Source organism: Auraticoccus monumenti (genome assembly GCF_900101785.1).
GTDB lineage: Bacteria > Actinomycetota > Actinomycetes > Propionibacteriales > Propionibacteriaceae > Auraticoccus > Auraticoccus monumenti.
The window spans coordinates 2,058,742-2,071,865 of the sequence record NZ_LT629688.1; the positions used below are offsets into that span (position 1 = coordinate 2,058,742).

General features: G+C 73.1%; 11 protein-coding genes. 3 read left to right on the plus strand and 8 right to left on the minus strand.

What is annotated here, in order from left to right; all coding sequences use genetic code 11:
• Positions 1-2 precede the first annotated feature (2 nt).
• The 7 genes from BLT52_RS09515 to BLT52_RS09545 form a co-directional block, all read right to left on the minus strand.
• A complete protein-coding gene (locus BLT52_RS09515; protein ID WP_172804019.1) occupies positions 3-962 on the minus strand; it encodes a carbohydrate ABC transporter permease in 960 nt (319 codons plus the stop codon).
• Positions 962-1,915, minus strand: coding sequence for a carbohydrate ABC transporter permease (locus BLT52_RS09520; protein ID WP_090592723.1), 954 nt, complete (start codon positions 1,913-1,915; stop codon positions 962-964). Before BLT52_RS09520 ends, BLT52_RS09515 begins: the two co-directional genes overlap by 1 nt.
• A 104-nt stretch (positions 1,916-2,019) precedes the next feature.
• Positions 2,020-3,399, minus strand: coding sequence for an ABC transporter substrate-binding protein (locus tag BLT52_RS09525; RefSeq protein ID WP_090592724.1), 1,380 nt, complete (start codon positions 3,397-3,399; stop codon positions 2,020-2,022).
• A 95-nt stretch (positions 3,400-3,494) separates the two neighbouring features.
• Entirely contained in the window at positions 3,495-4,793 is a 1,299-nt protein-coding gene (locus BLT52_RS09530; protein ID WP_090592727.1) for an enolase C-terminal domain-like protein, read from the minus strand.
• On the minus strand, positions 4,790-5,716 hold the full coding sequence (locus BLT52_RS09535) for an NAD-dependent epimerase/dehydratase family protein (RefSeq protein ID WP_090592730.1): 927 nt from the start codon (positions 5,714-5,716) through the stop codon (positions 4,790-4,792). Before BLT52_RS09535 ends, BLT52_RS09530 begins: the two co-directional genes overlap by 4 nt.
• A 102-nt stretch (positions 5,717-5,818) precedes the next feature.
• Positions 5,819-6,814, minus strand: a complete 996-nt coding sequence (locus BLT52_RS09540; RefSeq protein WP_090596556.1) for a LacI family DNA-binding transcriptional regulator — start codon at positions 6,812-6,814, stop codon at positions 5,819-5,821.
• A 104-nt stretch (positions 6,815-6,918) separates the two neighbouring features.
• Entirely contained in the window at positions 6,919-7,914 is a 996-nt protein-coding gene (locus tag BLT52_RS09545; RefSeq protein ID WP_090592732.1) for a LacI family DNA-binding transcriptional regulator, read from the minus strand.
• Positions 7,915-8,053: 139 nt separating this feature from the next.
• On the opposite strand from BLT52_RS09545, the gene BLT52_RS09550 reads away from it, so the two are divergent.
• The 3 genes from BLT52_RS09550 (at position 8,054) to BLT52_RS09560 (ending at position 12,171) form a co-directional block, all read left to right on the plus strand.
• A complete protein-coding gene (locus BLT52_RS09550) occupies positions 8,054-9,814 on the plus strand; it encodes a sugar-binding protein (protein ID WP_090592734.1) in 1,761 nt (586 codons plus the stop codon).
• Between the two features lie 57 nt (positions 9,815-9,871).
• The gene (gene argG, locus BLT52_RS09555; protein ID WP_090592736.1) at positions 9,872-11,287 is read left to right on the plus strand and encodes an argininosuccinate synthase; all 1,416 of its coding nucleotides are present in this window, start codon (positions 9,872-9,874) and stop codon (positions 11,285-11,287) included.
• 116 nt (positions 11,288-11,403) lie between these two features.
• The gene (locus tag BLT52_RS09560; protein ID WP_090592739.1) at positions 11,404-12,171 is read left to right on the plus strand and encodes a D-Ala-D-Ala carboxypeptidase family metallohydrolase; all 768 of its coding nucleotides are present in this window, start codon (positions 11,404-11,406) and stop codon (positions 12,169-12,171) included.
• Here the strand turns inward: BLT52_RS09560 and BLT52_RS09565 are convergent.
• The gene (locus BLT52_RS09565) at positions 12,156-13,052 is read right to left on the minus strand and encodes a LysR family transcriptional regulator (RefSeq protein WP_090592740.1); all 897 of its coding nucleotides are present in this window, start codon (positions 13,050-13,052) and stop codon (positions 12,156-12,158) included. The genes BLT52_RS09560 and BLT52_RS09565 overlap by 16 nt on opposite strands.
• Between the last annotated feature and the right edge of the window lie 72 nt (positions 13,053-13,124).

Consider the following 13,124-nt stretch of genomic DNA (forward strand, 5'->3'; position numbering starts at 1 on the left):
GCTCAGCCCTTCAGGGCGCCGGCGTTGCCGGCGGCTCGCAGGAACTGGCGCTGGAAGAGCAGGAACAGCACCACGGGCACCAGCACCGAGATGAACAGCGCGGCCAGGAACAGGGCGTAGTCGGTGGAGCCCTCGAGCCGGGGGAGCACCACCGAGATCGGCTGGTCGGCCGGTCGCGGCAGCACCAGCAGCGGCCACAGGAACTCCTTGTAGGCGCTGACCAGGGTGAGCAGGCTGATGACGCCCAGGATCGGCTTCGACATGGGCAGCACGATCGCGACGAAGATCCGCAGCGGCCCGGCGCCGTCGATCCGGGCGGCCTCGAACAGCTCGGCGGGGATCGAGGCGAAGAAACGCTGCATCAGCAGCACGTTGACCGCGTTGGCCGCCGAGGGGAGCCAGACCGCCCACAGCGTCCCGATCAGGCTGATCCCCAGCACCGGCAGCCGGACCACCGTGAGGTACAGCGAGACCAGCGAGATGACCCCGGGGATGAAGAGCGTGGCCAGCACCAGGGCGGAGACCACCTTGGCGTAGCGCGGCTTGAGCACCGCGAGGCCGTAGCCGCCGGTGGTCGCCACCAGCAGCCCGAAGAACAACGACCCGGCCATCAGCGCGATGGTGTTGAGGAAGTAGCGGCGGAACTCCACCCGCGTCCACACGTCGGAGAAGTTCTCCCAGTGGACGCCGCTCGGCCACAGCGCGAACGGCTGGGCCAGCGTCTCGGTGGAGGTCGAGGTGGCCGCCTTGAACAACCACAGCAGCGGCCCGGCGCAGACCACCGCGAGCAGCACCAGCACCAGGGCGCCCAGCAGGCCGACCCCCCAGCGCACCGCCGGACGGCGCCGGTCCAGGGCGGAGAGGATGCTCCGCTCGGACTCCCTGGACGACACCGGACGGCGCCGACGCGGCGGCGGGGTCGCGACGGGCGGCGTGATCAGGTCGGTGCTCGTGGTGCTCATCAGCTGCTCCAGCGTCGGGTCACCCAGAGGTAGACCGCGGAGAGGACGGACAGGGCGAGGGCGAGCATCAGGCTGAGCGCGGTGGCGCGGCCGTAGTCGCCGGAGACGAAGGCGTAGCGGTAGATCAGCATCAGCACCGTCACGGTGCGGTTCTCCGGACCGCCGCCGGTCATGATGTAGGGCTCGGTGAAGACCTGGAAGGTGCCGATCACCTGGAGCAGCAGCATCACCAGCAGCACCCCGCGCATCTGGGGGAGGGTGATGTGCCGGAGCCGGGAGAGCACGCCGGCGCCGTCGGTCTCGGCCGCCTCGTACAGGTCGGTCTGGATGCCCATCAGGGTGGCCAGGTAGATGATCGTCGCGGTGCCGAAGGAGGCCCAGGTGGCCTGCAGGACGATGGCCGGCATGGCCATGTCGCCGTTGTTGAGCCAGGCGAAGGGTCCCAGCCCCACCCCGGAGAGCAAGGTGTTGAACAGCCCCTCCGGCCCGGGTCGGTAGAAGGTCTTCCACAGCAGCACCGCGACCACGGGCGGGAAGATCACCGGCAGGTACACCAGCACCGAGGCCAGCGCCCTGGTCCGGCGCAGCTCGGCGATCAGCACCGCCAGCAGGATGGGGACCGGGAAGCCCAGCACCAGCGCCAGCACGGTGAACCAGGTGGTGTTGCCGACGGCGGTGAGCAGCAGCGGGTCGGCCAGCACCCGCTCGAAGTTCGACAGGCCCACCCAGCGGCTGGTGAGGAAGTTGGTCTGCTGCAGGCTCAGCACCGTCGAGCGGGCGATCGGCCACCAGGAGAATAGCCCGAAGCACAGCAGCAGCGGGACGAAGAACAGCAGCGTGCTCAGCCCGCCGTGACGGACCCAGCGCGTGACGGGGTTGACCCGGCGTCGGCCGGGGGAGGGCGCGGTGCCCCGGGCGGTCGTGTCCACCGGTGGTGTGGTCGTCGTGGTCACCGGACCTCCTCGTCGCAGCGGGTGGGGATCGTGGGGTGGTGCGGGGACGTGGTGCCCCGGCACGGGGTGCGTCGCGGCCCGTGGGCCGCGACGCACCGGGCGGGTCAGCCGATGTCGATGGCGGACTGCGCCGTGGCCTGGGCCTCGGCGAGCAGCTCGTCCACGTCGGCGTCCTCGCGGGTCAGCACGGCCTGGACGACGGGGTCGAGGGTGGAGTAGACCTCCTGGGCCTTGGTCGCCGGCTCCGGCACCAGCGGCAGCGTCTCGACGGTGCCCAGGTAGTCGGCGTAGTTCTCCCGCGGCACGTTCACGTACTCCTCGATCCAGCCGAGGTAGCGCTCCTGGGCCTCGGCGTCCAGCACCGGGACCGAGGGGGCGCCGACGGCCAGGCCGTCGGCCGCAGCGGCCTCGGCGTCGGCCCGGGCCGCCGCCTCGTCGGTGAACTTGTCGAAGGTCTGGAAGTCGATCCACTCCATCGCGGCGTTGATCTCCTCCGGGGTGGCCGTCGGGTTGACGATGGCCACGGTGCCGCCGCCGAGGGTGCCTAGACCGTCCTCGGCCTGGGGCAGCGGCGCCACGCCGAAGTCCTGGGGGTCCATGCCCTTGTTGACGACCATCGTCGCGTAGTTGTCGGCGCCCTGGACGAACATGCCGACCTGGCCGGCGGCGAAGGCGTTGTTGGCGTCCTCGTAGTTGAGCAGGAAGTTGCTGCCGAAGGTGTTGTCCTCCCAGCGCATCTGGCGGTACATCTCCAGCACCTCACGCGTCGCCTCGTTGTCCACGGTGGCCTGGGTGCCGTCCTCGGACTCCATCGTGCCGCCGAAGCCGTAGGAGGTGGTGGTGAGCACCCAGCCGCCGGTGGCGTCCACGGTCATCGAGCCGTAGCCCTGGGCGTCGGTGCGCTCGTCGATGGCCCTGGCGGCCTCCCGCACCTCCTCCCAGGTGGCGGGTGGCGCGTCGGGGTCGAGCCCGGCCTCGGCGAACAGCGCCCGGTTGTAGAGCAGGCCCATCGAGTAGGCCCCGATGGGGACGCCGTAGCTGCGGCCCTCGGACTCCACCACCTGGTTCACCGCCGGGTTGATGCTGCTGAGGGACTCCCGCTGGGCGGCGAAGTCGGTGACGTCGGCGACCTGCTGGCGGGCGATCAGCCCCTGCATCTCGGTGAAGGGGACGTTGAAGACCGTGGGCAGCTGCCCGCCGGCCAGCAGGGCCTGGAACGTGTCGGCCTCCCAGAGGGTCTCCTCCGGCTCCACGGTGATGTTGGCGTGCTCGGTGCGGAACTGCTCGAGGCGACGCTCGTAGGCGGCGAGCTCCTCGGGCTTCTCGGCGGTGGGCTTGCCGCCGACGCTGATGGTCACCGGGGCGGCGGTGTCCACCTCGGCGGGCGGGGTCGCCTCCGGGGTGCTGCTGCAGCCGGTGAGCAGCAGGGCGCTGGTGAGGGCGAGTGCGGCGGGGCCCGTGAGGGCCCGTCGGTCGAAGGTCATGGTTCTCCTCAGTACGTCGTCGTCTGGTGGTGGTCGGTGCTCGTGGAGAGAGGTAGGGGTGACGCCGCAGGCGTCCTGGTGGTCGGGGGCGGGGATCAGGGGGCGAGCAGGCCGCCGTCGAGGCCGCGGACCCGGGCGGCCCAGGCGTCGTGCCCGGACAGCTCGGCGGGGAAGCGGGCGGCGGCCGCCTCGTCCACCTCGACGCCCCAGCCCGGGGCCTGGTTCGGCCGCAGCCAGCCGTCCTCGATCCGCAGCGCACCGGGGAAGACCTCGTGCACCGCCTCGGCGTAGACGTGGCCCTCCTGGATGCCGAACGCCGGGGAGCTCACGTCGAGGGCGACGTTGGCCGCGACCCCGATCGGTGAGGTGTCGCCGGGGCCGTGCCAGGCGGTGCGGACGCCGGTCAGCTCAGCCGCGGCGGCCAGCTTCCGGGCCGGGGTGAGACCGCCGATGTCGGAGACGTGGCAGCGCAGGTAGTCCACGCCGCCGGCCAGCACCAGCCGCGCGGCGTCGCTCAGCGAGGTGGCCAGCTCACCGACGGCCAGCGGCACCGGGGAGGCGGCACGCACCTCGGGCAGGCGGTCCCAGTGCTCGGGGGCCAGCACGTCCTCGAGGAAGAACAGCCGGTACGGCTCCAGCGCCCGGGCCAGCACCACCGCCTGCTTCGGGCTGAGACGGGAGTGGACGTCGTGCAGCAGCTCGATCTCGTCACCCAGCCGCTCGCGGGCGGCGGCGAACAGCTTCGGGGTGGCGGTCAGGTACTCCCCGACCCGCCAGCCGTGCGGGTACGGCGCGTGCACGTCGGTGACGCCGTCCAGCTGGGGGCTGCCGTAGGTGCCCCAGCCCGGCTGGGACACCTGCAGCCGGACGTGGCGCTGGCCCCGGGCGACCAGCTCCTCGGCGTGGTCCAGGCACTCCTCGACCGTGCGTCCGCTGGCGTGCAGGTAGGTGTCGGCGGCGGCGCGGACGCGCCCGCCCAGCAGCTCGTGCACCGGTCGACCCGCCCGCTTGCCGGCGATGTCCCACAGCGCCTGGTCCAGCCCGGAGACGGCGTTGTTGCCCACCGGGCCCTCGCGCCAGTAGCCGGAGAACCGGACCAGCCGGACCAGGTCCTCGATGTCACCGGGGTAGCGCCCCACCACCAGGCGGGCCAGGTGCTCCTCGACGTAGGTGACCACCGCCCGCCAGCGCTGGGTGAAGGTGGCGCAGCCCCAGCCCACCAGGCCGGGGTCGCTGGTGGTGACCTTGACCACCACGAGCGGGATGCCCTCCGGTGCGGTCACCACCGTGCTGACACCGGTGATGCGGAGGTCGTCGGGGGCCTCCCAGGGCTGGCCGAACACGTCGTCGACGGCCAGCACCTGGGGGTCGGTGTCGCGGGGGGACTCGCTCATGCCGTCATCTCCATCGCGTCGTGGCGGGCGTCGGCAGCTGCGTGCACGGAGTGCCGGGGTGACCACCCCAGCAGCTCCCGGGCACGGTCCAGGGCCACCAGCCCCTCACGGCCCCCGAACTCCTTGCGGCAGGGGACGTCGGGGGCCCAGCGGCGCAGCAGCTCCGCGGTGGGGGTGTCGAGCAGCACGTCGGCGGCGGTGGCCAGCACCACGTGGGCGCCGGTGAGGGGCCGCTCCAGCCCGGCCTCGATCACCGTGACGGCGTCGCGGATGTCCAGGTAGGCCCAGCCCTCGCGACCCAGACGGGCCAGCTCGGCGTCCTCGTGGGCCCGGCCGGCGTACTCGCGCAGCGCCTCGGAGTCGCGCACCAGCGGGAACCGGATCGCGAGGACGTCGGTGCCCCAGCGCGAGTGCGCCATCCGCGCGGTCTGCTCGTCGACCCACTTCGACAGCGAGTAGGCGTCGTCGTGCTGGACCGGGCTGTCCTCGTCCAGCGGGAAGTACGCCGGTCGCACGTCGTGGGAGTTCATCGGCAGCCCGAAGGCGTTGATCGAGCTGGCGATGACCGCCCGGCCGACCCCGGCCTCACCGGCCTCGGCGAGGACGGTGAACGTCGCCGCGGTGTTGTTGGTGAAGACCTCCCGGGGGGTGCCGAGCCCGGGGTGGGGGATGGCGGCCAGGTGGACCACGGCGTCGACGTCGGCGACGGCCCCGGCCACCAGCTGCTGGTCCGCGGCGTCACCGGTGATGACCCGCTCGGCCTCGACCGGGGCGTCCCAGGTGCGGGAGAGGGCGCTGACCCGCCAGCCCTGCTGGGTGAGGTGGGCCGTGGTGGCCCGACCGATCAGGCCGTCGGCCCCGGTGACCAGCACGCGACGGCCGGTGCGGGGACCGGCGTCCGGCGAGGGGGAGGCGACTGCCACCTCAGCTCCTTCGAGAAGTGCGAAACTGCTTTCGCAGAGAGTGCACCACGAGGGGTCGTCGGTGTCAACGGCTCGGTCGCCGGACCTCCGGCGACCTGGGGATCAGGTGGAGGGACCCTGCACCAGGGTCGGGGGCGACCGGTGCTGCCCCGGGGTGGGGCGTTCGCCGAGCAGGCTGGCAGCAGCCCGGCGTCCCAGGGCCATCAGCTCGAGGTCGACGGTCGTGAGCTGGCGGATGTTCTGGTCGACCACCACGCCCTCCCAGTTGTCGACGCCGATCAGCGCGATGTCGTCGGGGACGGAGATGCCGCGGCGGGTGCACACGTCGAGGGCGCCCAGGGCGATGTGGTCGTTGCCGCAGAAGACCGCGTCGACGTCGGTGCCGGAGTCGAGCAGCCGGGTCATCGCCTCCGCCCCCCAGGGGCGTCCCCAGTGCGAGCGGAGCACGGGGCCGACCGGGTGCACCCCGGCCGAGCCCAGCGCCTCGCGGAAGCCGGTCTCGCGCAGCTGGACCGCGAGGCTCTGCCGGGGCCCGGTGAGGTGGGCGATGCGTCGCCGTCCCCGGGACAGCAGGTGCTCCGCGGCGATCCGCCCCGCCGCCTCGTTGTCGGGCAGGAAGACCACGTCCTCCTCGGCGTCGGAGGCGGTGAACGCGTAGCTCACCGGCACCGCGAAGTGGTGGGTGACCGAGGCCGTGACCTGCTCGTGCCCGTCACCGATGACCAGCAGCCCGTCGATCCGCCGGGCCTGCAGCTCGCGCACGCTCTGCCCGAGCCGGCGGTGGACGGCCACGTCGCCGTCGTGGACCAGCGTCGCCTGGTCCTGTTCCCCCAGCAGCAGCACCGCCCCGATCAGCACGGGCTGGCTGAAGGTGTTGGTGGCCCGGTGGGTGAGCACGCCGATGGTGCGGCTGCGACCGGAGGCGAAGGACTGGGCGAGGGCGTCGGGGCGGAAGTCCAGCCGGGTGGCCGCCGCGCGGACCCGCTCCCGGGTGGCCAGCGAGATCCGGGTGCTGCCGCTGAGCGCCTTCGACGCCGTGGACAGCGAGACCCCGGCAACGGCGGCGACGTCGCTCAGCCGGACCTGACCGGAGCCCATGGGGTCGAGCATAGACGTCCGGGCCCGGAGAGCGCCCGTCGTGTGCGAAAGCGGTTGAACGCCGACGCCGATAGGGCGGGGAGGGGGGTGGGTCGAGCCGGGGGTCAGAGCGCGGCGGCGCCGGTGGAGGCGCCGGCCACCAGGCGGCAGGGCGTCCGCACCACGCCGCCGGAGTGGTCCGGCGGGGCGGCCAGCAGGTGCTCGGCGGCCGCGGCCCCCAGCGCGCCCAGCTCCGGGTCGATGGTGGTCAGCAGCGGCCCACCACCACCGGCGGCACCGCCGGGCCAGTTGTCGACGCCCAGCACCGCGACGTCCTCCGGGACCCGGGTGCCCGCCGTGCGCAGCACGGTCAGGACCCCGGCGGCGATCTGGTCGTTGCCGCAGAAGACGGCGTCCACGTCGGTGCCCTCGTCGAGCAGCCGCCGTGCCGCGGTGACCCCCCACTGCTCGCTCCACCCGCCGCGGGCCGGAGGTGCCACCAGCTCGAGCCCGGCCTCGGCCAGGACCGCCTGCACGCCCTGCAGCCGCTCGTCGGCAGCCTGGTCCCCGGAGGCGGTGACGTGGACGAGCCGGCGGCGTCCTCCGGCGAGCAGGTGCTCGGTCCCCAGCCGACCGGCCATCACGCCGTCGGGGACGAAGCTGGTGTCGCGGGGGTCGTCGGAGATCCCGAACGCGTAGACCACCGGCACGTCGAAGTGCTCGGTCACCGAGTGCACGGGGCTCCCCAGCCCGTCCCCCACCACCACCAGGCCGTCGACGCGCCGGGCCTGCAGGGCCCGGACGTTGGCCGGGGTCAGCCCGTCCACGGGCAGGCTGGCCAGCCCGCGCGCGCCCAGGGTGGTCACGGCGCCCACCAGCACCGGCAGGGTGAAGGTGGCGGGCGCGTTCTGGGTGAGCACCCCGATGGTGCGGCTGCGCCCGGTGGCGAAGAACTGGGCCAGGGCGTCGGGTCGGAAGTCCAGCGCCTCCGCGGCCGCGAGGATCCGGTCCCGGGTGGCGGGGGCGACCCGCCCGCCCCCGTTGAGCACCTTGGAGGCCGTGGGCACCGACACGCCGGCGGCTGCTGCCACGTCGCGCAGCAGGACGGGTCGTCGATCCATGGGCCTCCTCCTCGCCCGACTCTAGTGAGCACGTCCCGCAGCAGGGTCTTGACGACGCCGACCGGGCGGCCTAGCGTCTGAGCAACCGGTTGCCCATCGTGCGCCCGCACGTCGCCCGGCCCGTCTCGAGGAGGAGACCATGCCCCCGACCGTCCGTCCCGCTCTCGCGCTCGCCACCACCGCCGTCCTCGCCGTCTCGGGCTGGGGTGCCGCTCCCGCCCAGGCCGCCGCGGACGTGTCCATCACCGCCTTCGGCGCCGTGGCCGGTGACGGCCTGGACGACCTGCCCGCCATCCGGGCGGCCGTGGCCGAGGCCCAGCGCCGCGGCTCCGACGTCCGCGTGCCGGCCGGGCACTTCCACCACGACGGCCTGGTGGAGCTGGCCGGCGTCGTCCTGCGTGGCACGGGGGAGCGCAGCGAGCTGACCGCCCTGAGCACCGAGCTGCAGGCGGTCGCCCTGTCCGGCACCGGGACCGGGGTGCGCGACGTGCGGCTCACCACCGTCCCGACCACCCAGCGGTCCTCCACCGACGTCTCGGCCCGGGTGTTCGTCCGACCCGGCACCGACGGGTACGAGGTCCGCGGTGTCACCATCGAGGGAGCCACCTCCGCGGGCGTCATCGCCTTCGGTGACGACGGGGTGATCGAGGACAACCACGTCTCGGGCACCCTGGCCGACGGCATCCACATCACCGAGGGCTCGACCGGCATCCGGATCCGCGACAACGTGGTCCGCGACACCGGCGACGACCAGATCGCGGTGGTGTCCTACGAGAAGTTCGGCGAGTGGGCCCGCGACATCGAGATCGTCGGCAACGACGTGAGCGGCGGCCACGCCCGTGGCATCACGGTCTCCGGTGGTGAGGACGTCCTGGTCGAGCGCAACCGGATCTCCCGCACCGGTGGTGCCGGCATCTTCGTGGCGTCGGAGGGCAGCTACCGGACCTACCCGGTGCGCGGCCTGCGGGTGCTGCGCAACCAGATCAGCCACGACTCCCAGGACCCCGCGCTGCCGGAGAAGGGCGGCATCCGGCTGCAGGCCACCAACACCGACCCGAGCATCGTGGACGCGCACTTCGAGCGGAACGTGATCCGCCACAGCGGCGACTCCGGGGTGCTGGTGGTGGGGAGCGCGGTGACCGAGGCCACCTTCGAGCGCAACCAGGTCGTCCGCCCGGCGGCCTACGGCATCCGGGTGGTCAGCACCGTCGCCGGTGCGCTGTCCTTCCGGCGCAACTCCGTGGCCTCGTCCGGTCTGGCCCCCTTCTCCGACGCCAGCTCCGCCGACGTGGTCAGCGACATGCCGAACGACCCGGCCGCCGCTGACGGCGGCCCTGGCGAGAGCTATGTCGCCGACCGCTTCACCCCGGTGGTCGACGGGGTCGCCGAGGACGCCTGGCAAGCCTCCTCGCCGCTGCAGCTGAGCGTCGAGCCGAACGGGACGACGGGTGTGGCCCGGGTGGCGTGGGACGAGCAGCGCGTGCACGTGCTGGTCGAGATGGTCGACGCCACGCCCAGCTCGCACGCGGCGAACGAGCACAGCGACTCCGTGGAGATGTGGCTGGACGAGCTGAACACCCGCAACGGCGCCCGCACCACCGGTGACAGCCAGCTCCGGGTCGGCCGCGACGGCGCCCTCAGCTCGGTCGTCCAGGGACTGGTGGGCTCCACCGACGTCCGACGGGCCGTCACCGAGACCCCGTCCGGCTACACCGTCGAGGTGTCGGTGCCCTGGGCCGAGCTCGAGCCGACCGCCGGGACGGTCGTCGGGTTCAACGCCAGCGCCAACGACGACAGCGACGACGACGGCCAGCGCGACACCTACCTCAGCTGGGTCGACAAGAACCTGCCCTACTGGGCCGACACCCGCGTGTACGGGCAGCTGACCCTGACCGACTGACCAGGGTGCATCGCATAGTTATTCGACAGACGGAATAGTTATGCCTAGAGTGGGCGGGTGCCCAAGGTCCTCCGTTCCCTGCCCACCGGCGAGCGCGTCGGCATCGCCTTCTCCGGGGGTCTCGACACCTCGGTCGCGGTCGCCTGGATGCGTGAGAAGGGGGCGATCCCCTGCACGTACACCGCCGACATCGGCCAGTACGACGAGCCCGACATCGACTCGGTGCCGGCGCGCGCGGGGGAGTACGGCGCCGAGCTGGCCCGGCTGGTGGACTGCCGGGAGGCGCTGGTCGAGGAGGGCCTGGTCGCCCTGCAGTGCGGCGCCTTCCACATCCGCTCCGCCGGCCGCGCGTACTTCAACACCACGCCGCTGGGCCGCGCCGTCACCGGTGCCCTGCTGGTGCGGGCGATGAAGGAGGACGGCGTCGACATCTGGGGCGACGGCTCCACCTACAAGGGCAACGACATCGAGCGGTTCTACCGCTACGGCCTGATGGCCAACCCCCGGCTGCGGATCTACAAGCCGTGGCTGGACGCCGACTTCGTCAGCGAGCTGGGCGGCCGCACCGAGATGAGCGAGTGGCTGCAGGCCCGGGACCTGCCCTACCGGGCCTCGGTGGAGAAGGCGTACAGCACCGACGCCAACATCTGGGGCGCCACCCACGAGGCCAAGTCGCTGGAGCACCTCGACACCGGCGTGGAGATCGTCCAGCCGATCATGGGCGTCGCCTCCTGGGACCCCTCGGTGGAGATCGCCACCGAGGACGTGTCGGTCCGCTTCGAGCAGGGACGACCGGTGGCCATCAACGGCCGGACGTTCGCCAGCGCGGTGGACCTGGTGCACGAGGCCAACGCGGTCGGCGGCCGTCACGGGCTCGGGGTCAGCGACCAGATCGAGAACCGCATCATCGAGGCCAAGAGCCGTGGCATCTACGAGGCCCCCGGGATGGCGCTGCTGCACATCGCCTACGAGCGGCTGCTCAACGCCATCCACAACGAGGACACGATCGACACCTACCACTCCCAGGGCCGCCGCCTCGGGCGCCTGATGTACGAGGGGCGCTGGCTGGACCCGCAGTCGCTGATGCTGCGCGAGTCGCTGGTGCGCTGGATCGGCTCGGCGGTGACCGGCGAGGTGACCCTGCGGCTGCGCCGCGGCGAGGACTACTCGATCCTCGACACGACCGGGCCCGCCCTCAGCTACCACCCCGACAAGCTGTCGATGGAGCGGGTGCACGACGCCCCCTTCGGTCCCGAGGAGCGCATCGGGCAGCTCACCATGCGCAACCTCGACATCGCCGACTCCCGCGCCCGCCTCGAGCAGTACACGGCCCAGGGCCTGATCGGCGGCCTCACCGGGGAGCTGGTCGGGGAGATGGAGGCGGGGGAGTACCTGGCCATCGCCGGCGGCTCCGGCCCCGACGACGACGCCGAGATGCTGGACCGCGCGGCGATGGAGTCCGGCACCGACTGAGCGGAGCGGAGGGGGCGAGCTCCTGGCGCACAGGCCGGGGCCCCCTGGACGGGGACGCCGGACCTGCCTAGCCTCGGGAGCAGTCCCTGTCCGCACCCCCCTGAGGCTGGTTGACCATGATCGACACCCCCACCCCCGTCCGTCCCCGACCCTCCGTCGCGGTCCTCCGCGTCGCGACCCTGCTGCTGGCCGCCGTGCTGTCCCTCGGTTCCGTGCAGCTGCTCGCCCCGGCCGAGGCGTCGGCCTACACCTGGACCCGCACGCTGCGTGAGGGCTCCAGCGGCGCCGACGTCCGCGAGCTCCAGATCCGCGTCGCCGGCTGGGCCGCCGACGGTCCCTCCCGCACCCACGTCGGTGTCGACGGCCAGTTCGGCCCCGGCACCCGGGCCGCCGTGATCCGCTTCCAGCGCGCCTACGGCCTCGCCGCCGACGGCGTCGTCGGCCCCGACACCCACCGGGCCCTCAACGCCCTGGAGGACGCCGACGGCTCCACCCGCCACTTCGACTTCACCGAGTTCCAGTCCAAGGACGGCGCCGGCTTCAGCGGCGGCAAGGTGAGTTCGGCCGAGGTGCGCGAGAACGTCCGCCGGCTGATGTACAAGCTCGAGGCCGTCCGTGCCAAGGCCGGCGGTGCGGCGATCACCGTCAACAGCGGCTTCCGCAGCGTCAACCACAACACCAGCGTGGGCGGCGCCTCGAACAGCCAGCACATGTACGGCATCGCCGCCGACGTCGTCGTCAGCGGTCGCTCGGTCAGCCAGACGATCGGCTACGCCCAGACCTCCGGCTTCTCCGGGATCATCCGCTACACCACGTTCACCCACGTCGACAGCCGGGCGGAGTACCCGGCCTACGGGTCCAGCAGCTACTACTGGGCCGTCTGAGGCACCGCCACCGGGCCGGCCGGCACCACGCCCGCCAGCCCGGTGGCCACGCGCACCAGGTCCGCGACCGCCCGTGAGCGGCTGTGCGGCGGCCAGGCGATCACCGTGGTCACCGGTGGTGCGTCCACCACGGGCACCGCGACCAGGTCCTCGCGGAGCTGGGACCGGCCCGACTCGGGCAGCAGCAGGTGGGCGCGCCCCAGCGCGACGAGCTGCAGCAGCTGCGTGGTGCTGTGCACCTCCGGGCCGGGCCCGGGCGGGTAGCCGCCGTCGGGCAGCGGCCAGCGCGGCGGCGGCAGGTCCTCGGCGTCGGCCAGGTCCTGCAGCAGCAGGCTCGTCCGGGTGCTGAGGGCGTGACCGGCCGGGAGGACCGCGACCTGCCCCTCGCTCTGCAGCTCCTCGACGTCGAGCCCGTCGGTGTCGTCGTGGGGTCGGTGCAGGATCGCCACGTCGGCCCGGCCGTCGCGGAGCAGCCGCTCCTGCTGGCCGGGTCCGCACAGCTCCACCTCGACCCTGACCGCGCCGGGCTCGGCGGCGTAGGCGTGCAGCAGCGTGGCCAGCAGCTCGTCGGTGGCCCCGGCCTTGCTGGCCAGCACGACCGTCGGCCCGACGGCGGCGGCCAGGGCGGCCCGGCGCGTCCGCTGCTCGGCGGCCGCCACGGCGTCCAGCGCCGCCCGTCCCTCGTGCAGCAGCACCGCTCCGGCCTCGGTCAGGGTCACCGACCGGCTGGACCGCCGCAGCAGGGGGGTCCCGAGACGCCGCTCGAGCTGCAGGATGGCCCGCGACAGCGGCGGCTGGGCGATGCCGAGACGCTGCGCGGCCCGGCCGAAGTGCAGCTCCTCGGCCACGGCGACGAAGTAGCGCAGCTCCCGGGTCTCCATGCCGTCAGGCTAGCGTCGCCGGAAGACGACCCATACCCGCCGGGTATCGCTGCTGACCGAGGCGGTCTTGGA